The following is a 22,070-nucleotide window of genomic DNA, read 5'->3' on the forward strand; positions in this document are numbered from 1 at the left end:
GAAAGGGCGGGGCCGGGCCGGCAGGTCAGTGATCGGACGAACTCAGTGCACGTCGACGATGTGCTGCGTACCGATCCGCTTGCGGAACACCCAGTACGTCCACCCCTGGTAGAGCAGGACGAGCGGCGTGGCCACCCCTGCGCACCAGGTCATGATCTTCAGGGTGTACGGGCTGGACGAGGCGTTGGTGACCGTGAGGTTCCAGGCCTCGTCGAGCGAGGAGGGCATGACGTTCGGGAAGAGCGTCAGGAAGAGCATCGCGACGGCCGCCGCGATGGTGACCCCGGACAGTGCGAAGGACCAGCCCTCACGGCCCGCCAGATTGAAGCCGAGGGCGGCGACCAGGGCCACCGCGGCGACGGCCATCGCCATCAGGCTCTTGCCGTCGCCGCGCGAGACCTGGGTCCAGATCAGGAAGGCGAGTGCGAGCACGGCGGCGACCGCACCCAGCCGGGTGGCCAGGGTGCGCGCCCGGTCCCGGATGTCCCCGACGGTCTTGAGCGAGGCGAAGACCGCACCGTGGAAGGTGAACAGGGTGAGGGTGACCAGGCCCCCGAGGATCGAGTAGACGTTGAGCAGGTCGAGCAGGTTGCCGACGTACTCCATGTCCTGATCGATCTTCACGCCGCGCACGATGTTGGCGAAGGCCACACCCCACAGGAAGGCGGGGATCAGCGAGGTCCAGAAGATCGCGTGTTCCCAGTTGGTCTGCCAGCGGTCCTCGGGACGCTTGTGCCGGTATTCGAAGGCCACGCCTCGGATGATCAGGCAGATCAGGATGAGCAGCAGGGGAAGGTAGAAGCCGGAGAAGAGGGTGGCGTACCAGTCGGGGAAAGCGGCGAAGGTGGCGCCGCCGGCCGAAAGCAGCCAGACCTCGTTGCCGTCCCACACGGGCCCGATCGTGTTGATCAGGACCCGCTTCTCCTTGCGGTCGCGGGCGAGCAGCTTGGTCAGTACGCCGACTCCGAAGTCGAAGCCCTCCAGGAAGAAGTAGCCGATCCACAGGACGGCGATGAGCACGAACCAGACGTCGTGGAGTTGCATGGTGTGGTCCCCCAGCCTCAGTACGAGAAGGCCATCGGCCGGTCGGAGTTCTTGTCGTCCCCGCCGATCTTGGTGGGCGGGTTGAGGTCGGCCTCGGTGAGCTCGGGCGGGCCGCCCTTGACGTACTTCACGAGCAGCTTGACCTCGATGACCGCCAGTACGGCGTAGAGCAGCGTGAAGCCGATCATCGACGTGAGGACCTCACCCTGGGAGACGTGGGGCGAGACGGCGTCACGGGTCCGCAGGACGCCGTAGACCACCCACGGCTGACGTCCCATCTCGGTGAAGATCCAGCCCCAGGAGCTGGCGATCAGCGGGAAGCCCATGGTCCAGAGCGCGAGCATCCAGTACCACTTGGTGAGCTTGGGGCCGAGCTCGCTCCGGAAGAGGACCAGGTGCGGGACCTCGTCCTCCCCGGTCCGCAGACCGGGCGGCAGCAGGAACTTCCTGCGGGTCAGCCACAGCCCCACCGCTCCGACGCCCAGTGAGGCCATACCGAAGCCGATCATCCAGCGGAAGCCCCAGTAGGCGACGGCGATGTTGGGCCGGTAGTCGCCGGGACCGTACTTCTCCTGCTGGGCCGCGTTGACGTCGTTGATGCCCGGCACGAAGGAGGTGAAGTCGTCGTTGGCCAGGAAGGACAGCAGACCGGGGATCTCGATCGCGACCTTGTTGTGGCCCTTGTCGACATCGCCGTACGCGAAGACCGAGAAGGGAGCCGGCGCCTCGCCGTCCCACAGCGCCTCGGCCGCGGCCATCTTCATGGGCTGCTGCTTGTACATCACCTTGCCGAGCAGGTCACCGCTGACGGCCGTACCCAGACCGGCGATGACCATGACGATCAGACCGAGCCGGAGCGAGGTCCTCATGACCGGGACGTGCTTTTTGCGCGCCAGGTGGAAGGCGGCGATGCCGACCATGAAGGCGCCTCCGACGAGGAAGGCCGCCGTGATCGTGTGGAAGAACTGGGTGAGCGCCGTGTTCTGGGTCAGCACGAGCCAGAAGTCGGTGAGCTCGGCCCGGCCGCGCTCCTCGTTGATGCGGTAGCCGACCGGGTGCTGCATCCAGGAGTTGGCCGCGAGGATGAAGTAGGCCGACAGGACGGTGCCGACGGACACCATCCAGATGCAGGCCAGGTGGATCTTCTTGGGCAGCTTGTCCCAGCCGAAGATCCAGAGGCCGATGAAGGTCGACTCGAAGAAGAAGGCGATCAGCGCCTCGAAGGCCAGAGGGGCCCCGAAGACGTCCCCGACGAATCGCGAGTAGTCGGACCAGTTCATGCCGAACTGGAACTCCTGGACGATGCCCGTGACGACACCCATCGCGATATTGATCAAGAAAAGCTTTCCCCAGAACTTCGTGGCCCTGAGGTACTTCTCCTTCTCGGTACGCACCCATGCGGTCTGCAGCCCGGCCGTGAGAGCGGCGAGGGAGATCGTCAGCGGGACGAACAGGAAGTGATAGACGGTGGTTATACCGAACTGCCATCGCGCCAGCGTCTCCGGCGCCAAAGCTAGGTCCACGTCCTCGTCTCCTTCGGGTCGCCGTGGTGACAGCGGCAGCATGTCTGGTGTGTCCCGCTCATAACGGGGCAAGCAGGACACGCTTGTGAACGCGTTCACATTCACAAGCATTATGTCGTATCAGCTTCCAGCCCTCTCAGGCGGGGTCCCCCTAGCCAACACATTCAACAAATTGTTGAATGTGACCCATGCAGATACGAATCTCCTGGCCTGCGGGTCAGCTCACCGCGACCCTCGGCGAGACCCCGACCAGCAAGGCGCTGGCCGAGGCCCTGCCGATCTCCGCCTCGGCCAACACCTGGGGTGACGAGGTCTACTTCGACACCGGCGTCTCCGTGGCCCTCGAACACGACGCCCGGCAGGTCGTCGAGCCCGGCACGGTCGTCTTCTGGACCGAGGGCGACGCCCTCGCACTCCCGTACGGCCCGACGCCCCTCTCGCGTGGGGGCGAGAGCCGCCTGGCGAGCCCGTGCAACGTGCTCGGCTCGTTCGACGGCGACCCCCGCCTGCTGTCCACCGTCCGCGACGGCGACCCGATCCGCGTGGAACTGGCCTGAGCCCACGGACCTGGCAGACCGCCCTACAGCTCCTTGAAGAACGCCTCGGCCGTGTGCAGGAACAAGTCGTTCGCCTCGGACTCACCGATCGTGACCCGCAGGCCCTCACCCGCGAAGGGCCGGACCACCACACCGGCCTTCTCGCAGGCCGCCGCGAAGTCGGCCGTCCGCTCCCCCAGCCGCATCCACACGAAGTTCGCCTGCGTGTCCGGGACCGTCCACCCCTGCGCGAGCAGCGTCTCGTGGACACGGTTGCGCTCGCACACCAGCGCACCGACCCGCCCCATCAGCTCGTCCTCGGCGCGCAGCGAGGCGACCGCCGCGTCCTGGGCGAGCTGACTGACGCCGAACGGCACCGCTGTCTTGCGCAGCGCCGCGGCCACCGGCTCGTGCGCCACCGCGAAGCCGACCCGCAGGCCGGCCAGCCCGTACGCCTTGGAGAACGTGCGCAGCACGGCCACGTTCGGCCGGCCGCGGTACAGCTCGATGCCGTCCGGCACGTCCGCGTCACGCACGAACTCGCGGTACGCCTCGTCCAGCACCACCAGGATGTCGGACGGCACCCGGTCCAGGAACCGCTCCAGCTCGGCGCGGCGGACGGCGGTGCCCGTGGGGTTGTTGGGGTTGCAGACGAAGATCAGCCGGGTCCGCTCGGTGATGGCCTCGGCCATCGCGTCCAGGTCGTGCACGTCCCCCTCCGTCAGCGGGACCTGCACGGCGGTCGCACCCGAGATCTGCGTGATGATCGGGTACGCCTCGAAGGAGCGCCAGGCGTAGATGACCTCGTCGCCCGGGCCGGCCGTCGACTGGATCAGCGACTGGGCCACGCCCACCGAGCCGGTGCCGGTGGCGATGTGCTCGACGGGCACCCCGAACCGCTCGGCCAGCTCGTTCACCAGGCCGGTGCAGGCCATGTCCGGGTACCGGTTGAAGTTGCCGGCCGCCGCGACTGCCGTCTCCAGCACCCCGGTCAGCGGCGGGTACGGGTTCTCGTTCGAGGACAGCTTGTAGGCAACGGGTCCGCCCGCGGCAGCGGGCTTGCCGGGCTTGTATGTCGGAATGCCGTCCAGCTCGGCGCGCAGCTTCGGGCTCTTCTCGCTCACCGCAGGTCCTCCTCGACCGTCCCGTACGACGTCGCCGTCGACTCAATACTGCTCACCTTATGAGGATTCCGGCCTCCCGAGAATGGGGGCGCCTGGAATGCGGGGGAGCGCGCGCATATATGCGCGCGCCGGTGGCCTGCGCCGTGGCGCGCATCCCTCGTGCAGGTGAGTTGAGACCACTCCGAGACCTCACCGTTTTGGCATGCTCGTACCCGCCGACAAGGGCCACCATCACCTCGGGAGATCAAATACCTTCATTTCCAAGGTCATTGGGGGTGGCGAACCATGCAGAAACCTGCCTGTCAACGCGTGCATATGCACCCGGACCACCCACCCCACCGAGCCCTACTATCGGCTCGCCATGACAGCAGCAGGGAAACATCAGGTGAGCCGGACCGACACCACCCGGCGGGCAGCCGGCCGACAGGGCCGGGCAGGCATCAGGGACGTCGCCGCCGCGGCAGGCGTCTCCATCACAACCGTCTCCGACGCGCTCAATGGCAAGGGGCGGCTGCCTGACGCCACCCGCCGCCACGTCCGCGAGGTCGCCGACCGGCTGGGCTACCGCCCGTCCGCCGCGGCCCGCACCCTCCGTACCGGCAAGTCGGGTCTCATCGGCCTGACCGTGACGACGTACGGGGATGAACCTTTCACCTTCACCGAATTCGCCTACTTCGCCGAGATGGCCAGGGCCGCCACCTCCGCCGCCCTCGCCCGCGGCTACGCCCTCGTCATCCTCCCCGCCACCTCCCGACACGACGTGTGGTCCAACGTCGCCCTCGACGGCACCGTCGTCATCGACCCCTCCGACCACGATCCCGTCGTCACGGAACTGGTCCGTCAGGGCCTGCCCGTGGTCTCGGACGGCCGCCCGGCAGGCTCCCTGCCGGTCACCGCCTGGGTGGACAACGACCACGAAGCCGCCGTACTGGGCCTGCTCGACCACCTCGCCGCCGCCGGCGCCCGCAGGATCGGGCTGCTGACCGGCACCACCACCGACACCTACACCCGCCTCTCCACCACCGCGTACCTGAACTGGTGCGAGCGGGTCGGCCAGGACCCCGTCTACGAGTCCTACCCCGCCCACGACCCGTGCGCGGGCGCCGTCGCGGCCGACCGGCTGCTCGCCCGCCCCGACCGTCCGGACGCCGTCTACGGCCTCTTCGACCCCAACGGCACCGACCTGCTCGCCGCCGCGCGACGCTATGGCCTGCGCGTCCCCGAGGACCTGCTGCTCGTCTGCTGCAGCGAGTCCACCGTCTACGCCAACACCGAACCGCCCATCACCACCCTTTCGCTCAAGCCCCGCCGCATCGGCACCGCCGTCGTCCAGCTGCTGATCGATGCCATCGAGGGAGTGGACACCGGCCGCCCCGTCGAACAGGTCGTCCCGACCGAGCTGATCATCCGCACCTCCTCACAGCGCAGGCAGCCCCGTACGACCGTCAGCCCGCCCCGCTCGCCGGCCAAGGACTGACCACCACACCGCCCACCAGCCCGACCAAAGGTCCCACTCAAGATTTCTGCAACACCGATATCGGGAGAAAACAGCAGGAAGGATCGGCTCCGCAAAGGATTCACCACCCCTGGTGCGTCACAGAGCGCGAACCGCATTCCTATGATGGGCGCACGACATCACGGACCCTCCGCTTCGGAGGTCAGGAGGGTCCGCAGGTGTACGGCAGCGCGACGGTGGTGGAGGGGTCGATGACTCAGGGGGCCGGTCAGGGACCCGCGATGCGGACGGAGACGCTGCGGGACTTCCGGGTTCCGGTCAGCGGACCCGCCCCGTACGCCGTATCCACCGGGCTTCCCGGCGAGGCGCCCGTGTACGGCGAGTACCCGGCGTACTACGACGAGGGCGCGCGACCCGTACCCCCGCAGCCCCGCTACGCGCCGGAGGCGACCGCGCCCCCGGCGCAGCAGCCCGTCACGGAACCGGTGCGTGCGGCGAGCCAGGACCCCGAGGACAGCGACCCCGAGGGCTACACCCCGACCCAGCGCGACCTGCCCGTCATCGGCCGCGGCGCACTCGGCGGCCCCGGGGACACCGTCCAGGTCCACTACGTCCCCCAGGAGGCGGAGACGGGCGGCCCCGGCCCGCTCTACGTCGTCGGCGACGTCCACGGCTACCTCGACGAGCTGGTCGCCGAACTGCACGCGCAGGGCCTGATCGACGCCGACCGGCGCTGGTCCGCCGGCAATGCCCGGCTCTGGTTCCTCGGCGACTTCACCGACCGCGGCCCCGACGGGATCGGCGTCATCGACCTCGTCATGCGGCTGTCCGCCGAAGCCGCCGCCGCCGGCGGCTACTGCAAGGCCCTCATGGGCAACCACGAGCTGCTGCTGATCGGCGCCAAACGGTTCGGCGACACCCCGGTGGCCTCCGGCGCCGGTACCGCGACCTTCCAGGCCGCATGGCTCCTCAACGGCGGGCAGCGCACCGACATGGAGCGCCTCCAGGACGTACACCTCCAGTGGATGTCCCGCCTGGACGCGGCCGTCCTGGAAGAGGACCACCTGCTGCTGCACTCCGACACGACGGCGTACCTCGATTACGGCGATTCCATCGAGGACGTCAACGACACCATCCACGAGCTGCTCAACCGCAACGACGCCGACATCACCTGGGACCTCTTCCGCAAGTTCACGAAGCGGTTCGCCTTCCGCGACGAGGGCACCGGCCCGCAGGCCGTGCGCGAACTGCTCGGCACCTACGGCGGCAGCCGCGTCGTCCACGGGCACAGCCCCATCCCCTACCTGCTCGGCGAAGTGGGTGCCGAGGACGGCGAGGAGACCCGCGGCCCGGAGGTGGTGGACGGCCCCCACGTGTACGCGGAGGGGCTCGCCATCGCCATGGACGGCGGTGTGACGATGGCGGGCAAACTACTGGTGGTGCAACTTCCGCTGAACGACTGAGGATTACTCACCGTTCTCACGCGGGGCTATTTCCTGAAAGCCCCTGTCACCCTGCGGCGTGTGCGCTCTACCATCGCTCTATCCGTAGCAGGCTCTCCTCCGTTTGTGCCGGCGCCCGGGTCTACGCGGGCATACCGGCTTGTACGGAGCATCGGGGGATGCACATGACCAGCGCTCCGCACCTGCTGACCGAAGACCGGCCCGAGTTCGATCGGCTCCTCGACGAGGCGCTGCGCACCGCACCCGAACGGCCCGAGCTCGCCACCCTCGGCGAACGGCTGAACGCCGAACAACTGCGCACGATGGCCCTGGGGGCCAGTGCGCTGGTGACGGCCGCGGCCGCCGCCGAGTACGACCACTACGTGAAGATCCGCGAAGAGCGGCGCGACGAGATCCTGTCCACGCCGGGGACGGCGGGACACGAGGACGGCGAGCAGGACGGCGGAGCGGGTGTCAGCGCCGTCGTCGCGGTCCTCGCGCCGGTCCTGGCGGGGACCGCCATGCTGATCTTCCTGCTGGTGGGCTACCTCCTGAAGATGGTGGAGCCCGAACCCGCTTTCGCCGAGACCATGCTGACGACCGGTTGGCTGTTCGGTGCACTCACCGCGGCCTCCCTGCTCTTCGCAGCGATCGGGCTGCTGGTGACGGCCATACGCAACAGCTCGACCGAGGTGGCGGCCGACGAGACGGAGGCGGTACCCGACGAGGTCGCCCGTGCCCGGGAGGCCTGGCGGCACGCCCTGCTCGAACGGGGCATCATGCCGTTCCTGAGGGAGGCCCTGGCCGACCCGAGCGCCGGCCCGGGGTATCCGACACCGCGTACGCCGGGGGCCGGGCGCATCCCCGACCTGGGGTACTCACGACCCGACTTCACCAGTCCGGGGACCTCTTCGCAGGGGCACCGGCCCGGCTACTCCCCGCCGGACTTCACGAGCCCGGACTTCGGCGGTCCTGATCGCGAACCCGAGTGAGGGCCGTGTCCCGGGAGCCGGCCTTCCCCGCTACCACGCAGCGCGCAGCCGAGGTTGTTTCACGTGAAACACGCTCCGCGGTTTCACGTGAAACACCGGCTCCCAGGCCGCCGACCCGCCTCTAGCGGGCCGCACGGTCCGCCAGCGGCCGCCGCCGCCGTGCAGCATCGGCGAGAGCGGGCGGCTGCCAGACCCCGTCCGGATGGTAGAGATTGCGTCCCGGCGCGACGATCTGGTCGATCCGGTCGAGGGTCGCGTCGTCCAGGACCAGTCCGGCACCCTTGATCAGCGATTCCAGCTGGTGCATGGTCCGCGGCCCGATGATCACCGAGGTGACGGCGGGGTGCGCCACCGGAAAGGCGACGGCCAGCTCCGGCAGGGTGCAGCCGAGGGAGTCGGCCAGCTCGACGAGCTGCTCCACGGCTTCGAGCTTCGCCACGTTGCCCGGGATCGAGGGGTCGAAGCGGGCAGGCGTCAGCGCCGCCCGGCCCCGGGTCATGTCCACGGGCCCGCCGAGGCGGTACGTGCCGCTGAGGAACCCGGACGCGAGGGGGCTCCAGGTCATCACCCCCATGCCGTACCACTGGGCCACGGGCAGCACGTCGGTCTCGATCCCTCGCGCGAGGATCGAGTACGGGGGCTGTTCGGTGCGGAAGCGGGGCAGCGCCCGCCGCTCGGACACGTGGTGCGCCTCGACGATCTCTTCGGCAGGGAAGGTCGAACAGCCGAAGACCCGGATCTTGCCCGACCGCACCAGATCACCGAGGGCGGAGAGCGTCTCCTCGATGTCCGTGGCGTGGTCCGGCCGGTGCACCTGGTAGAGGTCGATCCATTCGGTGCCGAGCCTCCGCAGGCTCTCTTCGACGGCCCGGGTGATCCACCGCCGCGAGTTCCCGCTGCGGTTGCGGCCCTGGCCCGGCTCCCCCTCGCCCATGTGGAAGTGCACCTTGGTGGCGAGGACGACCCCGTCCCGCCGCCCCTTGAGGGCCTTCCCGACGATCTCCTCGGACTCCCCACGGGAGTAGATGTCGGCGGTGTCCACGAAGTTGATGCCCTGATCGAGAGCGGCGTGGATGATCCGCGCGCACTCCTCGTGGTCCGGGTTGCCCATGGCTCCGAACATCATCGTCCCGAGGCAGTGCGCACTCACCTCGATGCCGGTCCCGCCGAGTATGCGGTATCGCATGATGATGGGGCCGGCTGTAGATCTTGGAGTTCACTCCAGTACATGGCCCGTCAGCGGCCGCTCCCGGCCCCTGACGGGGGCCGGCCCCAGGGCCGGCGACGGACCGGCGCAGGCACGCGCACAGCCCGGAACGCTGGCCTGGGAGCCCCCTCCAGCCCCCAGGACAGCATCCGTGGCCGGTGTCAGTCGGCCAGCGGCAGGTAGACCCGGCTACCGGAGGCCGCGAACTCGGCGGACTTCTCCGCCATGCCCGCCTGGATCTCCTCGGCCTTGAGGTCACCGCCGTGCTCGCGGCGGATGTCCTGCGAGATCTTCATCGAGCAGAACTTCGGACCGCACATGGAGCAGAAGTGCGCGGTCTTGGCCGGCTCCGCGGGCAGCGTCTCGTCGTGGAACTCACGGGCCGTGTCCGGGTCGAGAGCCAGGTTGAACTGGTCCTCCCAGCGGAACTCGAACCGGGCGTCCGACAGGGCGTCGTCCCATTCCTGGGCTCCGGGGTGCCCCTTGGCCAGGTCGGCGGCGTGCGCGGCGATCTTGTACGTGATGACGCCGGTCTTCACATCATCGCGGTTGGGCAGGCCCAGGTGCTCCTTGGGCGTCACGTAGCAGAGCATCGCGGTGCCCCACCAGGCGATCATCGCAGCGCCGATGCCCGAGGTGATGTGGTCGTACGCGGGCGCGACGTCCGTGGTCAGCGGGCCCAGGGTGTAGAACGGCGCCTCCTCGCAGATCTCCTGCTGAAGGTCGATGTTCTCCTTGATCTTGTGCATCGGGACGTGACCCGGGCCCTCGATCATCGTCTGGACGTTGTGCCGCTTGGCGATGGTGTTCAGCTCGCCCAGCGTCTTCAGCTCCGCGAACTGTGCCGCGTCGTTGGCGTCCGCGATGGAGCCGGGGCGCAGGCCGTCGCCCAGCGAGTACGTGACGTCGTACGTCGCGAGGATGTCGCAGAGCTCCTCGAAGTTCGTGTAGAGGAAGTTCTCCTTGTGGTGCGCCAGGCACCACGCGGCCATGATCGAACCACCGCGCGAGACGATGCCGGTCTTGCGGCGGGCGGTCAGGGGCACGTAGGGCAGCAGCACGCCGGCGTGGACCGTCATGTAGTCGACGCCCTGCTCGGCCTGCTCGATGACCGTGTCCTTGTAGATCTCCCAGGTCAGGTCCTCGGCACGGCCGTCGACCTTCTCCAGCGCCTGGTAAAGCGGCACGGTGCCGATCGGGACGGGAGAGTTGCGCAGCACCCACTCGCGGGTGGTGTGGATGTTGCGGCCCGTCGAGAGGTCCATGACCGTGTCGGCGCCCCACTTGGTGGCCCAGGTCATCTTGTCGACCTCCTCCTCGATGGAGGAGGTGACCGCGGAGTTCCCGATGTTGGCGTTGACCTTCACCAGGAAACGCTTACCGATGATCATCGGCTCGATCTCCGGGTGGTTCACGTTCGCCGGAAGTACCGCCCGGCCTGCGGCGATCTCCTCGCGGACGATCTCGGGGGAGACGTTCTCGCGGATCGCGACGTACTCCATCTCCGGGGTGATCTCGCCCCGGCGGGCGTACGCGAGCTGCGTGACAGCGGTGCCTCCACGGCCCCGGCGGGGCTGCCGGGGGCGGCCCGGGAAGACAGCGTCGAGGTTCTTGAGCCCCCCGCGCGGCGAGGTGTGCTTGATGCCGTCGTCCTCGGGGCGCCCGGGGCGGCCCGCGTACTCCTCGGTGTCGCCCCGGGCGATGATCCAGTTTTCGCGCAGCGGAGCGAGGCCCCGGCGCACGTCCGTCTCGATCTGCGGGTCGGTGTACGGCCCGGACGTGTCGTAGAGCGTCACGTCCTTGCCGTTGGTGAGGTGGACCTGACGGACCGGCACCCGGAGGTCGGGGCGGGAGCCCGCCAGGTATCCCTTGTGCCAGCCCGGCTGGCGCTCGGTCCGACCGTCGGTGTCCTGGCTGACGGCAGGCGTGCGTGCGTCCTGAATGGTCATGAGACCTGATCTCCCTACGCCGGCATTACCCGGTAACAGGTTCGGCGGTCGACGCAGCCTCTTCCCGTACGCATCTGTGATCGCGTACGGTGATCAGCGCCCTCTCAGCCCGGTGCTCCGAGCTCCCGCGTTGTGCAAAGGTGCCCCCACGCTAGCGTCATCTGTGGCGTGCTGAACAGTGGGCCCCCTCATCTCTTGCGATGATCTGCCAGTGACGTCCTCGCCGCAGCCCCCCACCGAGCCCAACGAACCCACTGGCTACACGAACCACGCGCACTCCGGTCACGGACACGCTGGCGGCCCTTCGCACGGCCACAGCCACGGCCCGGCGGCGCCCGTCTCGAAGCACCTGCGCAAGGTCATCGCGGCCGTACTGATCCCCTTCGCCACCGCCGTCTTCATCGGCATGGTGGTGCTCTGGCCGGGCGGCGCCCCCGCCCACGAGCGCTCCGGCGTCGGCTTCGACCGCCAGACCCAGCAGGGAAAGGTCGTCTCGCTCGAGGAGGTCGACTGCAAGTCGGTGAACGCCGCGCAGGCACCCCCCGCCGGAGACACGTCCGCCTCCCCGGGCCGGGAGGCCCAGGCCGCGCAGACGACCGAGTGCAAGAAGGCCACCGTCGAGGTCGGCTCGGGTCCGGACAAGGGCCGCACCTTCGTCGAAATCGTCCAGCCGGGCGCACCACGGCAGTTGGAGGACGGCCAGGAGGTGGTGGTCGCCTTCGCGCCGGATGCACCCCGCGATCTCCAGTACTCCGTGATCGACGTGAACCGCAAACTCCCGATGACCTTGCTGGCGGCCATCTTCGCCGTCTCCGTCGTCCTCGTCGGGCGGCTGCGCGGGCTGTTCGCGCTCATCGCGCTCGTCATCAGTTTCGGAGTGCTGACCCTCTTCATCCTCCCTGCCATCCTGCAGGGGTCGAACCCGCTGGTCGTGGCGGTCGTGGGGGCCAGCGCGATCATGCTGATCGCGCTGTACATGTGCCACGGACTGACCGCCAGAACCTCGGTGGCCGTTCTCGGCACGCTCGTCTCACTGCTGCTGATCGGCCTGCTCGGTTCGCTGTTCATCGACTGGGCGTTCCTCAGCGGCAACACCGACGACAACACGGGATTGATCCACGGTCTCTACCCGAACATCGACATGAGTGGTTTGCTGCTCGCAGGTGTGATCATCGGATCGCTGGGCGTACTCGACGACGTGACGGTGACCCAGACCTCGGCGGTCTGGGAACTTCACCACGCCGACCCGTCGATGGGTCCACGAGCCCTGTACCGCGCTGCCATCCGCATCGGCCGGGACCACATCGCATCGGTGGTCAACACCCTGGTCCTCGCCTACGCGGGAGCCGCCCTGCCCCTCCTCCTGCTGTTCTCGATCGCGAACAGCAGCATGGGTTCGGTCGCCAACAGCGAGCTGGTCGCGGAGGAGATCGTACGGACGCTCGTGGGCTCGATCGGACTCGTCGCATCGGTCCCCGTGACCACGGCGCTCGCCGCGCTGGTGGTCTCCGCCGACCGGCCCGGCGCGCCGGGCGCCGCCCCGGCGTCGGGGGCGGGGCGGGGCAGCCGGGGCCGGGGCCGGCGGCGCAAGCGCTGAAGGAGGCGGTGCGGGTCGGGGACGGGTCCCCTTCGACCGGTACCGCTCAGCCGGCGTTCTGCTCGTTCTGACGGGACTCCGCGAGGATCTTGCCGAGCGCCTCGTCGAGGTTCTCCTCGAAGTCACCCAGGGTGCGCTCCTGTCCGAGCGGAACGATTCGGTCGGTGCGGTCGAGGAACGCGACGAGCGGAGCCGCACCCGCCCGGAACAAGGCCCGGTCACCACCGACCTGGAGCCGGATGTGGATGTCGGACAGCTCCTCCGGGTGCGTGGGGGCGATGTGCACGTCCCCGTCCCCGCACGGCTTGTTGATGCCGTCGAGGAGGAGTTCCCGCCCGAACGCCCACGTCACGGGGGCATCTCCGGGGAGGTGGAAGGTCAGGCGCACCGCGTAGGGATCACGGGCGTCGTACCGGAGTTCCACCGGAATCCGGAACGAGAGCTCCTCGGAAACGAGGAAGCTCATCATGACCTCTGCCTGTACCGACTCGCGCATTGCCTACCCCGCTGTAGTGGAAGTGGCCAGGAATGGTCCCCGAAGCCTTCTTGACAAGAGTGGTGGAAGCGCTCGGAGATCACAAGGAGTGAGTTTTCAGATACTGATAGAGAACGAAAGGGTACTCAACAGCGCGCCTACTTCACTCCGCAGTCGCTCCACTACGGAGTGCAATCTGTTCTCTTGGTGCAAGGGGAGAGAAATCGCCATAGTTGCGGCGGTATCGCCGGCGGTGATCGGGATGGCGGCGCAGACCGTCCCCAAGGAGTACTCCTGACGCTCCGTAACCGGCTGCATCCGGCCGAGGGAGCCGATCCGCTCCTCCAGGGACCGCAGGTCCGCAACGGTGTACGGGGTGACTGCCTGGACGGGGTAGCGGTCGTAGTGGTCCTTCCGGGTCTCCTCGTCGAGCTGGCCGAGCAGGCACTGTCCGATGGCGTGCGCATGGCCGGTCTGACGGAAGTCGGCCCACTCCTGGCAGGCCGGGCTGCCGGGGGTGTCCGAGACGCCCACGACCTCGATCTCACCCTCGCGGTAGACCGCGAAGTAGACGGGGGCCCCGACCGCGTCGCGGAAGTGCGCGAGGGAGTCGAGGATCATGCTGCGACGTTTCTGCTGGAGTCCCGCACCGGCGAGGCGCCCGGCCGCGTCGCCCAGTACGAAGACACCGCTCTCCCGGCGCAGATATCCCTCGTGCGTCAGCGTGCGCAGCAGGTGGTAGGCGGTGGGGAGCGGGAGCCCGGCTTCGCGCGCCAGTTGTTTCGCCGGGGCTCCCTCGCTGTGGGAGCCGACCGCTTCGAGCAGCCTCAGCGCCCGCTGCACCGAACCGATCAGTGTCGGCACACCGGCGTTGTGAACCGGAGACAAAGCTCACCCCCAGGCGTGGCGGCAGGCCTCGGAGTGGCCCGCCCTGCGGGGGCCGCCCCCGCGTATGCCGCGGCTCCTGGGGGTCGTGCTCGGCTGTTGCTCTTACATGACCGCAGGTCAGTGCGGTCTCACCGACATCCGGTGCCCAGGGGACCGGCACAGATTGCCACTCTATCTGCCGGTTCCCGGGGTATAGGCCGTTTCGGGTGCCACGTTCCCTCACCTGGCTCAATCGCCGCCGGCTCCGGGGTGCGGGCGTCCTACCACTCGCGGGACGAGGCCTTCGAGGAGCTGCCGCTGAACTTCTTGACGACGAAGATCAGACCACCGACGAGGCCGACGAAGAGGAGCAGCTTGAACACGAGCGAGACGAGGGCGCCGAGGATGCTGGTGATCACACCGCCGAAGACGAACAGCGCCAGCAGCGGGACGGCGACCCACTTGACCCACCAGGGCATGCCCGCGAAAACCTGTCGGATGCCGTCCATGTCCTCAACCTCTTCCTCGTCAGTGACTTCCTGCTCCCGATGCTAGGAGCCCACCGCATCGAACGGGGCGCCGCGAGCCCCCGGAGTCCCCTGATCCGACCCTTAGGGGGATCAGGGGAAAGACCCTCAGCAGGCGGCGCCCCTCACCCCTCCGGCGGGGAGAAGACCACCATGACCCTCAAGTCCTCGGCGATGTGGTGGAACTTGTGCGGAACCCCGGCCGGGACGTAGACCACGCTGCCGCGTGCCACCGTCGTGGTCTCCTCCCCGACCGTGATCGCAGCCCGCCCGCTCACGACGAAGTAGACCTCGTCCTGACGGTGCGGCTGCTGCGGATCGGTCTGTCCGGCGTCGAGCGCGTACAGCCCGACTGACATGTTCCGCTCGCGGACGAACTGCAGATACGCGCCGTCGTTGGCGACCCGCTCCGCTTCGAGTTCGTCCAGCCGGAAGGCCTTCATCGTCGTTGTGCCCCTTGTGCTCGGTCGTGGTGCGGCATCCGCTGATCTGCTGATGTCCCACCGGGATCTTCTCTGCCACGATCAGACACATGACGAATTTCGTAGTCAAGACGTTCGCCAACGCCGCGGCCCTCGCCGTTGCCATCTGGCTGCTCTCCGGCATCACCCTCGACGACGGCAGCAGCCTCGGCAGCCGTACGCTCACCCTGATTCTGGTCGCACTGGTCTTCGGCCTGGTCAACTTCCTCGTCAAGCCCGTGGTGAAGCTGCTCTCGCTGCCGCTCTTCGTCCTCACGCTCGGCCTGTTCACCCTCGTCGTGAACGCCCTGATGCTGCTCCTGACTTCCTGGCTGGCCGAGCAGTTCGACCTCAGCTTCCACGTCGACGGCTTCTGGACCGCGGTCCTCGGCGGTTTGATCATCTCTCTCGTCTCCTGGGCCGTGAACCTGGCCCTGCCCGACAAGAACTGAACGGGTCGCCCATGTACCGCGTGTGCTTCGTCTGCACCGGCAACATATGCCGCTCGCCGATGGCCGAGTCCGTCTTCCGCGCCCACGTCTCCGAAGCCGGGCTGGACGGCCAGGTCGAGGTGGACAGCGCCGGCACCGGTGGCTGGCACGAGGGGGACGGAGCCGACCCGCGCACCGTCTCCGTACTGGAGGGCGCCGGCTACGCCCAGGACCACCGGGCCCGGCAGTTCCGGCCCTCCTGGTTCGCCCGCCTCGACCTCGTCATAGCACTCGACGCCGGGCACCTGCGGGACCTGCGGGCGCTCGCACCCACCCCTGAAGACGCCGCCAAGGTCCGCCTGCTGCGGTCCTACGACCCTGCCGCCGACCACGCGTCGGCCGACGTACCGGATCCCTACTACGGGTCGCTCGACGGGTTCGAGGAGTGCCTGGAACTGGTCGAGGCCGCAAGTCCCGGCCTGCTGGACGCCGTACGCGAGGCCATGAAGGAGCACACCGCGTGAACGACTTGGACAACGCAGCCACCGGCCCGGCGGCCGAGGCGGAGCCGCTCGGCGACGGCACCCGGGCCGTACGCGCCGGGCTGCCCGAACCCGTCAAGAACGAGCCGCCCCTGCCCGGGCCGGTCTTCGCCGCCCACTTCCACCTCCCCGGCGACGTCGAAGGCCCGTACACCTACGGCCGCGACACCAACCCCACCTGGACCCTGCTGGAGCGGGCCATCGGCGAACTGGAGGCCCCCGGCCAGGAGGTGCAGACGATCGTCTTCGCCTCCGGCATGGCCGCCGTCTCTGCCGTCCTCCTCTCCCAGGCGCGCACCGGTGACACCGTCGTCCTGCCCGACGACGGGTACCAGGCACTGCCGCTGGTGCGCGAGCAGCTGGAGGCCTACGGGATCCGGGTGCGCACCGCTCCGACCGGCGACGACGCCCAGCTCGCGGTCCTCGGAGGCGCCCGGCTGCTGTGGATCGAAACGCCCTCCAACCCGGGGCTCGACGTGTGCGACGTACGCCGCCTCGTGGAGGCCGCACGCGCGGGCGGGACGCTGGTCGCCGTGGACAACACCCTCGCCACCCCGCTCGGGCAGCGGCCCCTGGAACTCGGCGCGGACTTCTCCGTCGCCAGCGGCACCAAGGGCCTGACGGGCCACGGCGACCTGCTGCTGGGATACGTCGTCTGCCGTAGCCCAGAGCTCGCCGCCAGGGTCCGGCAGTGGCGCAAGGTCGTCGGGGCGATCCCCGGCCCGATGGAGGTTTGGCTCGCCCACCGTTCGCTGGCGACCATCCAGCTCCGTGCCCAGCGCCAGTGGACCAACGCCCTGGCCGTCGCAGAAGCCCTCGCCGACCGCACGGACGTGACCGGCCTGCGCTACCCCGGCCTGCCGGCGGACCCGTCCCACAAGACGGCGGCCCGTCAGATGCGGGGCTTCGGATCGGTGGTCTCCTTCACCCTCGCCGACCGTGCGCACGCGGAACGGTTCATGGCCGCCCTCCGCCTCGTCGAGGACGCCACGAGTTTCGGTGGCGTCCGGTCCACCGCGGAGCGGCGCGGACGATGGGGCGGCGACGCCGTGGCGGAGGGATTCATCCGGTTCTCCGCAGGTGCCGAGGACACCGAGGACCTCGTCTCCGACGTCCTGAGGGCCCTCGACTCCGCAGGTGGCAAGGGCTGACGGGACCACGGAAGGGCGGTCCGAACCTCCCCCCTCATGGCTCGGACCGCCCCGGGTTCCGCGCGCGAAGAACCACGTCCACAAGGCTAGTTGACCCTGTGTCAGAGTCCAATCACGGTAAAGACAGGGGCCTATCGGCATATTTATAGTTGAAGGCCCCCACCGAGAGGTGCCGCTATGGACCTGGCTCTGCTGCGCACCTTCGTCGCCGTGCACCGGGCCGGCTCGTTCACCCGGGCGGCCACGCTCCTCGGGCTCTCCCAGCCCGCCGTCACGTCCCAGATCCGCACCCTCGAACGTCAGCTGGGACGCCCCCTCTTCCACCGCCGGGCCCGCGGCGTCACGCCCACCGCAGTCGGCGACGAGCTCGCCCACAAGGCCGCCCCGCACCTGGACGCGCTGCTGCGGATCACCGAAGCCGAACGGGAGAACGCCGGTGCGTTACGCACCCTGCGCGTCGCCGGGCCCCCCGAGTTCCTCTGCCTGCGCGTCCTCCCCGCGCTCGCGCCCCTCGTCGGGGAGGGGCACACCCTGCGGACCTCCCTGCAGGCCGGCGCCGAGGAGGCCCTCGACGGGCTGGCCTCGGGCCACTACGACCTCGTGGTCACCACCGCCCGCCCCCGCGGCGGGCTCTTCACCGCCGCCACCCTCTGCGACGAGGAGCACGTGCTGGTCGCCGCCCCGTACTGGGCCGCCCTCGTCGACCCGGACCGACTGCGGGACAAGGGGCCGTCCGCCCTCGACGGCATCCCGCTCGTCGAGGTCCACGAGACCCTGCCGCTCGTCATCCGGTACTGGGCCGCGGTGTTCGACACCCGGCCCGACACCAGGCCCGCCGCCGCCACCGTGGTCGTACCCGACCTGAGGGCCGTACTGGAATGCGTCCGGGCCGGCGCCGGAATCGCCGTGCTGCCCCGCTACCTGTGCAGGTCCGCCCTCGACAGCGGCCGGATCGTCGCCCTACTGGAGCCCCCGGTCCCCCCGTTGCGCACGTGGTTCCTCGTGGTCCGGACCGGCAGCCTCGCTCTCGCGCACCTCGCCCGGGCCCACGACCGGCTGCTGCGAGCCGCCGCGCACTGGTGAGCCCCACTCTTTCCAGGCCGTGGCGCGTTTCAGAAGGGGAGCCGTGGGCCACTCTTCTCCCATGACCGAACGTCCCGTGGTCAAACGCACCGCCCGCGCGATCCTGCTCGACGGTGACGACCTGATCCTCATCAAACGCACCAAGCCCGGCGTCGATCCCTACTGGCTCACCCCCGGAGGCGGAGTGGAGTCCTCGGACGCCACCGTCGTCGACGCCCTCCACCGGGAGGTCCACGAAGAACTCGGCGCGAAGATCACCGATGTGGTGCCCTGCTTCGTCGACACCGTCGAGCACATCGCCGACGGGGGAGTGACCGGCGTGAAGGTGCAGCACTTCTTCGTCTGTCACCTCGAATCGATGGACCCCAGCCAACGGCACGGCCCCGAGATCGACCACCCCGAGGGCGAGTACGAGATCGTCCGCGTGCCCTTCAGCCGGGTCGGAATCGCCGCCGTGCACCTCGTCCCGCTGTCCCTGCGGCACTACCTCGACGGCAACATCGAGGGCGTGCGCGCCATGCACGCCTCCGATCTGGGCTGACCGCCCGAGCGCCGCGTACCTGCGACGACCAGACGCGACTGGGACCGGCGGGGGACCGGCGGTCTCAGCCCGCGACGCCCGCCAGCTCTTCCACGGCGTCGTACCGGATGCGGTCACCGGGGATCCCGATCCGCTTGAGTTCGTCCACTCCGCTGCGGATCATCGCAGCCGGGCCCGAGATGAAGGCGTCGTACGTACTCCACGGGCCGTGCTCCCCGACGGCCTGGGGCAGCTGCCCGGACAGCCAGTCACCGACCACCGGACGCACCGACAGCCACGGGTGCGAGCGCTGGAGCCCCAGCAGCGTGTCCTTGTCGTAGAGGTCGTCGTCCCGGCGTGCCCCGAAGAACACCTCCACCGGCCGCCGCTCCCCGTGCTCCGCCACGTCCTCGATCAGTGCCTTGATCGGGGCGATGCCGGTGCCGCCCCCCAGGCACAGCATCCCGTTGTCCGTGGTGTGGTCCACCACCATCGAGCCGGCCGGCGGTCCGAGGCGCAGCACGTCCCCCGGCCGGGCGTGGCGCACCAGCGCATTGGAGACCCATCCTGCGGGGACGGCCTTGACGTGGAAGGACAGCAGACCGTCGGCTCGGGGCGCCGATGCGAAGGAGTAGTGCCGCCACACCCGGGGCCACCACGGCGTCTCCAGGGTCGTGTACTGACCCGCCAGGAAGGCGTAGGGCTGGTCGGGACGGACCGTCAGAACGGCGATGTCGGGCGTGCGCAGATCGTGGGAGACCACCTCCGCGTGCCACCACGCCGGGGCCTTCACCTCGTCCTCGGCCGCGGCGTCGATCATGATCTGTGAGATCGCGGTGTACGCCCGTACCCAGGCGGCCTCCGCCTCCGGACCCCAGGTGCCCTCCGCGTATCGCGCCAGCGCGCCGATCAGGGCCTCGCCCACCGCCGGATAATGACCCGGCTGGGTGCCGTACTTCCGGTGACCGGTGCCCAGCCGGCGCAGGTAGGGGGTGAGTACGGCCGGATCGTCGATGTGGTCGGCCGCGGTCAGAAGCGCCTTCAGCAGCCGGTCGCGCTGCGCGTCCATCGCGGCGGGGAACAAGCCCCGCAGCTCCGGGTGTCGCATGAACACCAGGGCGTAGAAGTACGAGGTCACCTTGTCGGCGACGGGTGCGATCTCCGCGAGGGTCCGGCGGATGAGCACGGCGTCCGGGGAGGGCTCGGCCACACCGCCCTCGGCGGGTATCCGGGCCGTTCCCCGTCTGGCCGATCTGTTGGGGGGAGCGTCCATGCGGTGCCTCGCTTCGAGCATCTCGGTCGGTCTGCACGCGCCACGGCCTCAGAATCCGTGGTTCCGGGCTTCACAGCGTGCCAGCCGGTCCAGGGCTCTGTGGCGAAACGCGGGAAATCGGCGTTTCGAGCCCACTTTCCTCTTAAGATGCCCCAATTCTCGGGCGTGCCACCCCCGCGAGCTGGTAGGCCTCGCGCAGATCCCGACCCTGGTAGACATGCGTGGCGCGCTCCGTCAGAACGGGCCGGGCGTTGACCGCCACAGAGACCGGGACCGCTTCGAAGAGCACCACGTCCGTCGCCGAATCCCCGTAGGCGACGCAGTCGCTGCGGCTCACCCCGTACCGCGCGCACAGCCGATCGGCCACCGTGACCTTGGCCGCGGGGGTGAGGATCCCCGCCTCCTCCACGGGGCGGGTGAACGGGACTGCGGGGAAGACCGAGCCGTGCGCGGCGTGGGCGCCCCACTCGAGCAGCAGCTCCACGAAGAACGACGGCGACAACGAGATCACCGCGCAGTACTCCCCGCGCTCCCTGATCTCCTGCCAGACCTCGCGGATTCCCGTCAGCCACGGGGATCCGTCGAACGCCGCCCTGACGTGTGCCGGTGTCAGCTCCGCCCACAGCGCGTGCGCGGCCACCGAGAACTGGTGCGGTCCGATCTCCCGAGCACTGAAGGCTCGTTCCAGTTCGGCGATCTCCGCGCTCAGGCCGAGCTGGCGGGAGATCTCGACCGGCGCCGCTGAGCCGTACATCAGCGTCCCGTCGAGGTCGAAGAGGTGCAGGCGGGTCATAAGCGTCGAGGCTAGTCCGTCAGTCTGCCGAAGCACGGCATGTTTCACGTGAAACATCCGCCGGTTTCACGTGAAACAGCTGCCCGCCTCGGTCCCGCCGCGGTTGGTTTCACGTGAAACATCCACCCCCCAAATCCCCTGGACGCCCTCCAGTTCGTGATCCAGTCTGATCCGGTGACACCACCACATCTCACTGCGCTGCCCATCCGTCGACTGACCACGGAAGACCTCCGCCGGTGCGCCGACCTCGCGGAGGACCGCGGTTGGCACCGCGAGGAACACAAATGGGGCCTGCTCCTGTCCGGGGGGAGCGGCTACGGCGTCGATGCCCCTGACGGACAGGGACTCGCCGCAGCCTGTGTCGTCACCCAGTACGGCCTGACGCCCGCCGGACCGGAACTCGCCGCCATCGGGATGGTCCTCGTGGCCGGGCGCTACGCCCGTCAGGGCCTGGGCCGCCACCTGATGACCCACATCTGCGACCACGTCCTCAAGGGCATTCCGCTCACCCTGCACGCCACCCCTTACGGGCGCCCCCTCTACGAGCAGCTCGGTTTCACCACCGCCGGTGGCGCCGAGATGCTCAAGGGAAACTTCCGCCCCGGTCCCGCTGCCTCCGGCACCGTCTCCGGCACCGTCCGGCCGGCCACCGCCGAGGACCTCCCGCGGATCGTCCGCCTCGACACCGAGGTGTTCGGTACCGATCGGACCCACATGCTCACGCGACTCCCTGCCTTCTCGGACCGGCTGCTCGTCACCGAGGACGCCGAGGGCGATCTCACCGGCTATGCCGCCCTCTGGCCGAACATGGAGACCCATGTCGTCGGCCCGCTGATCGCCCGCGACACCGCCGGTGCCCAGGCACTCGTCACCGCCCTCGCCGTCGGCACCGACCGGCCGCTGCGCACCGATGTCGACGTCCGCCACGAAGAGCTCATCACCTGGCTCAAGGACCGGGGCCTCGGCTCCGTGGCCTTCAATTCCGTCATGACCCGCGACATCCCGGACCTGCCCGGAGACTGGACCCGGCGGTGGGCCCCGCTCACCGTGGCCGCGGGCTGAGAAAGGCGAACCCCC

The 22,070-nt window shown here is 69.2% G+C and carries 22 protein-coding genes and 1 riboswitch; of the genes, 11 read left to right on the forward strand and 11 right to left on the reverse strand.

From position 1 onward, the window contains the following. Positions 1–42: 42 nt before the first annotated feature. Positions 43–1,044 (reverse strand): cytochrome d ubiquinol oxidase subunit II, encoded by a 1,002-nt coding sequence (gene cydB / locus ACFWUZ_RS11180; protein ID WP_384370648.1) that lies wholly within the window; start codon positions 1,042–1,044, stop codon positions 43–45. Positions 1,045–1,061: 17 nt separating this feature from the next. Further along, positions 1,062–2,567: a cytochrome ubiquinol oxidase subunit I gene (locus tag ACFWUZ_RS11185; protein ID WP_384370650.1), complete on the reverse strand. Its 1,506-nt coding sequence runs from the start codon at positions 2,565–2,567 to the stop codon at positions 1,062–1,064. Between the two features lie 188 nt (positions 2,568–2,755). Between ACFWUZ_RS11185 and ACFWUZ_RS11190 the strand changes: the two genes are divergently transcribed. Next, positions 2,756–3,124, forward strand: coding sequence for a cyclophilin-like fold protein (locus ACFWUZ_RS11190; protein ID WP_384370652.1), 369 nt, complete (start codon positions 2,756–2,758; stop codon positions 3,122–3,124). A 23-nt stretch (positions 3,125–3,147) separates the two neighbouring features. Here ACFWUZ_RS11190 and hisC read toward each other — a convergent pair whose 3' ends face one another. Further along, a complete protein-coding gene (gene hisC, locus ACFWUZ_RS11195; protein ID WP_384370654.1) occupies positions 3,148–4,227 on the reverse strand; it encodes a histidinol-phosphate transaminase in 1,080 nt (359 codons plus the stop codon). Positions 4,228–4,588: 361 nt separating this feature from the next. Between hisC and ACFWUZ_RS11200 the strand changes: the two genes are divergently transcribed. The 3 genes from ACFWUZ_RS11200 to ACFWUZ_RS11210 all read left to right on the forward strand — a co-directional run bounded on the left by ACFWUZ_RS11200 (position 4,589) and on the right by ACFWUZ_RS11210 (position 8,117). After that, positions 4,589–5,704, forward strand: a complete 1,116-nt coding sequence (locus ACFWUZ_RS11200; RefSeq protein WP_384370656.1) for a LacI family DNA-binding transcriptional regulator — start codon at positions 4,589–4,591, stop codon at positions 5,702–5,704. Positions 5,705–5,934: 230 nt separating this feature from the next. Next, positions 5,935–7,146, forward strand: a complete 1,212-nt coding sequence (locus ACFWUZ_RS11205; RefSeq protein ID WP_384370658.1) for a metallophosphoesterase — start codon at positions 5,935–5,937, stop codon at positions 7,144–7,146. 158 nt (positions 7,147–7,304) lie between these two features. Continuing rightward, complete coding sequence (locus ACFWUZ_RS11210; protein WP_384370660.1) at positions 7,305–8,117, forward strand: hypothetical protein; 813 nt, start codon at positions 7,305–7,307, stop codon at positions 8,115–8,117. Positions 8,118–8,238: 121 nt separating this feature from the next. Here the strand turns inward: ACFWUZ_RS11210 and ACFWUZ_RS11215 are convergent, their stop codons facing one another. Both ACFWUZ_RS11215 and thiC read right to left on the reverse strand, forming a co-directional pair. Continuing rightward, positions 8,239–9,303 (reverse strand): aldo/keto reductase, encoded by a 1,065-nt coding sequence (locus ACFWUZ_RS11215; RefSeq protein WP_384370662.1) that lies wholly within the window; start codon positions 9,301–9,303, stop codon positions 8,239–8,241. 182 nt (positions 9,304–9,485) lie between these two features. After that, positions 9,486–11,273, reverse strand: a complete 1,788-nt coding sequence (thiC, locus tag ACFWUZ_RS11220) for a phosphomethylpyrimidine synthase ThiC (protein ID WP_384370664.1) — start codon at positions 11,271–11,273, stop codon at positions 9,486–9,488. Continuing rightward, positions 11,268–11,412: riboswitch (TPP riboswitch) on the reverse strand. Its footprint overlaps the gene before it by 6 nt. A 39-nt stretch (positions 11,413–11,451) precedes the next feature. On the opposite strand from thiC, the gene ACFWUZ_RS11225 reads away from it, so the two are divergent. Next, positions 11,452–12,870 carry a YibE/F family protein gene (locus ACFWUZ_RS11225; RefSeq protein ID WP_384370666.1) on the forward strand — a complete coding sequence of 473 codons (1,419 nt, stop codon included), beginning with the start codon at positions 11,452–11,454 and terminating at the stop codon, positions 12,868–12,870. A 46-nt stretch (positions 12,871–12,916) separates the two neighbouring features. Here ACFWUZ_RS11225 and ACFWUZ_RS11230 read toward each other — a convergent pair whose 3' ends face one another. The 4 genes from ACFWUZ_RS11230 to ACFWUZ_RS11245 all read right to left on the reverse strand — a co-directional run bounded on the left by ACFWUZ_RS11230 (position 12,917) and on the right by ACFWUZ_RS11245 (position 15,182). After that, a complete protein-coding gene (locus ACFWUZ_RS11230) occupies positions 12,917–13,366 on the reverse strand; it encodes an SsgA family sporulation/cell division regulator (protein WP_384370668.1) in 450 nt (149 codons plus the stop codon). A 96-nt stretch (positions 13,367–13,462) separates the two neighbouring features. Beyond that, on the reverse strand, positions 13,463–14,200 hold the full coding sequence (locus ACFWUZ_RS11235) for an IclR family transcriptional regulator (protein ID WP_384370858.1): 738 nt from the start codon (positions 14,198–14,200) through the stop codon (positions 13,463–13,465). Positions 14,201–14,493: 293 nt separating this feature from the next. Continuing rightward, on the reverse strand, positions 14,494–14,721 hold the full coding sequence (locus tag ACFWUZ_RS11240; RefSeq protein ID WP_384370670.1) for a DUF5326 family protein: 228 nt from the start codon (positions 14,719–14,721) through the stop codon (positions 14,494–14,496). Between the two features lie 143 nt (positions 14,722–14,864). Next, complete coding sequence (locus ACFWUZ_RS11245; protein WP_384370672.1) at positions 14,865–15,182, reverse strand: cupin domain-containing protein; 318 nt, start codon at positions 15,180–15,182, stop codon at positions 14,865–14,867. A gap of 89 nt (positions 15,183–15,271) precedes the next feature. Between ACFWUZ_RS11245 and ACFWUZ_RS11250 the strand changes: the two genes are divergently transcribed. The 5 genes from ACFWUZ_RS11250 to ACFWUZ_RS11270 all read left to right on the forward strand — a co-directional run bounded on the left by ACFWUZ_RS11250 (position 15,272) and on the right by ACFWUZ_RS11270 (position 18,948). Continuing rightward, on the forward strand, positions 15,272–15,652 hold the full coding sequence (locus ACFWUZ_RS11250; RefSeq protein WP_384370673.1) for a phage holin family protein: 381 nt from the start codon (positions 15,272–15,274) through the stop codon (positions 15,650–15,652). Between the two features lie 11 nt (positions 15,653–15,663). Further along, positions 15,664–16,155, forward strand: a complete 492-nt coding sequence (locus ACFWUZ_RS11255) for a low molecular weight protein-tyrosine-phosphatase (RefSeq protein WP_384370675.1) — start codon at positions 15,664–15,666, stop codon at positions 16,153–16,155. Further along, positions 16,152–17,324 carry a cystathionine gamma-lyase gene (locus ACFWUZ_RS11260; protein ID WP_384370677.1) on the forward strand — a complete coding sequence of 391 codons (1,173 nt, stop codon included), beginning with the start codon at positions 16,152–16,154 and terminating at the stop codon, positions 17,322–17,324. The genes ACFWUZ_RS11255 and ACFWUZ_RS11260 overlap by 4 nt, the downstream gene beginning before the upstream one ends. Before the next feature lie 177 nt (positions 17,325–17,501). Next, positions 17,502–18,407, forward strand: a complete 906-nt coding sequence (locus ACFWUZ_RS11265) for a LysR family transcriptional regulator (RefSeq protein ID WP_384370679.1) — start codon at positions 17,502–17,504, stop codon at positions 18,405–18,407. A gap of 61 nt (positions 18,408–18,468) precedes the next feature. Beyond that, a complete protein-coding gene (locus tag ACFWUZ_RS11270) occupies positions 18,469–18,948 on the forward strand; it encodes an NUDIX domain-containing protein (protein ID WP_384370681.1) in 480 nt (159 codons plus the stop codon). 64 nt (positions 18,949–19,012) lie between these two features. On the opposite strand, the gene ACFWUZ_RS11275 is transcribed toward ACFWUZ_RS11270, so the two are convergent. Together ACFWUZ_RS11275 and ACFWUZ_RS11280 are read right to left on the reverse strand one after the other, a co-directional pair. Beyond that, a complete protein-coding gene (locus ACFWUZ_RS11275; protein ID WP_384370683.1) occupies positions 19,013–20,221 on the reverse strand; it encodes a globin domain-containing protein in 1,209 nt (402 codons plus the stop codon). Between the two features lie 121 nt (positions 20,222–20,342). Further along, the gene (locus ACFWUZ_RS11280; protein WP_384370685.1) at positions 20,343–20,993 is read right to left on the reverse strand and encodes an HAD family hydrolase; all 651 of its coding nucleotides are present in this window, start codon (positions 20,991–20,993) and stop codon (positions 20,343–20,345) included. Positions 20,994–21,167: 174 nt separating this feature from the next. On the opposite strand from ACFWUZ_RS11280, the gene ACFWUZ_RS11285 reads away from it, so the two are divergent. Then, positions 21,168–22,055 carry a GNAT family N-acetyltransferase gene (locus tag ACFWUZ_RS11285; RefSeq protein WP_384370687.1) on the forward strand — a complete coding sequence of 296 codons (888 nt, stop codon included), beginning with the start codon at positions 21,168–21,170 and terminating at the stop codon, positions 22,053–22,055. The last annotated feature ends 15 nt before the right edge of the window (positions 22,056–22,070 follow it).

Source organism: Streptomyces sp. NPDC058646 (genome assembly GCF_042716875.1).
GTDB lineage: Bacteria > Actinomycetota > Actinomycetes > Streptomycetales > Streptomycetaceae > Streptomyces.

Coding starts and splice junctions, on each gene's coding strand:
- ACFWUZ_RS11230 (WP_384370668.1), bottom strand. CDS start 13,366: ATGCGCGAGTCGGTACAGGCAGAGGTCATGATGAGCTTCCTCGTTTCC.
- thiC (WP_384370664.1), bottom strand. CDS start 11,273: ATGACCATTCAGGACGCACGCACGCCTGCCGTCAGCCAGGACACCGAC.
- ACFWUZ_RS11255 (WP_384370675.1), top strand. CDS start 15,664: ATGTACCGCGTGTGCTTCGTCTGCACCGGCAACATATGCCGCTCGCCG.
- ACFWUZ_RS11240 (WP_384370670.1), bottom strand. CDS start 14,721: ATGGACGGCATCCGACAGGTTTTCGCGGGCATGCCCTGGTGGGTCAAG.
- ACFWUZ_RS11275 (WP_384370683.1), bottom strand. CDS start 20,221: ATGCTCGAAGCGAGGCACCGCATGGACGCTCCCCCCAACAGATCGGCC.
- cydB (WP_384370648.1), bottom strand. CDS start 1,044: ATGCAACTCCACGACGTCTGGTTCGTGCTCATCGCCGTCCTGTGGATC.
- ACFWUZ_RS11210 (WP_384370660.1), top strand. CDS start 7,305: ATGCACATGACCAGCGCTCCGCACCTGCTGACCGAAGACCGGCCCGAG.
- ACFWUZ_RS11200 (WP_384370656.1), top strand. CDS start 4,589: ATGACAGCAGCAGGGAAACATCAGGTGAGCCGGACCGACACCACCCGG.
- ACFWUZ_RS11205 (WP_384370658.1), top strand. CDS start 5,935: ATGACTCAGGGGGCCGGTCAGGGACCCGCGATGCGGACGGAGACGCTG.
- ACFWUZ_RS11280 (WP_384370685.1), bottom strand. CDS start 20,993: ATGACCCGCCTGCACCTCTTCGACCTCGACGGGACGCTGATGTACGGC.
- ACFWUZ_RS11245 (WP_384370672.1), bottom strand. CDS start 15,182: ATGAAGGCCTTCCGGCTGGACGAACTCGAAGCGGAGCGGGTCGCCAAC.
- ACFWUZ_RS11215 (WP_384370662.1), bottom strand. CDS start 9,303: ATGCGATACCGCATACTCGGCGGGACCGGCATCGAGGTGAGTGCGCAC.
- ACFWUZ_RS11270 (WP_384370681.1), top strand. CDS start 18,469: ATGACCGAACGTCCCGTGGTCAAACGCACCGCCCGCGCGATCCTGCTC.
- ACFWUZ_RS11250 (WP_384370673.1), top strand. CDS start 15,272: ATGACGAATTTCGTAGTCAAGACGTTCGCCAACGCCGCGGCCCTCGCC.
- ACFWUZ_RS11190 (WP_384370652.1), top strand. CDS start 2,756: ATGCAGATACGAATCTCCTGGCCTGCGGGTCAGCTCACCGCGACCCTC.
- ACFWUZ_RS11265 (WP_384370679.1), top strand. CDS start 17,502: ATGGACCTGGCTCTGCTGCGCACCTTCGTCGCCGTGCACCGGGCCGGC.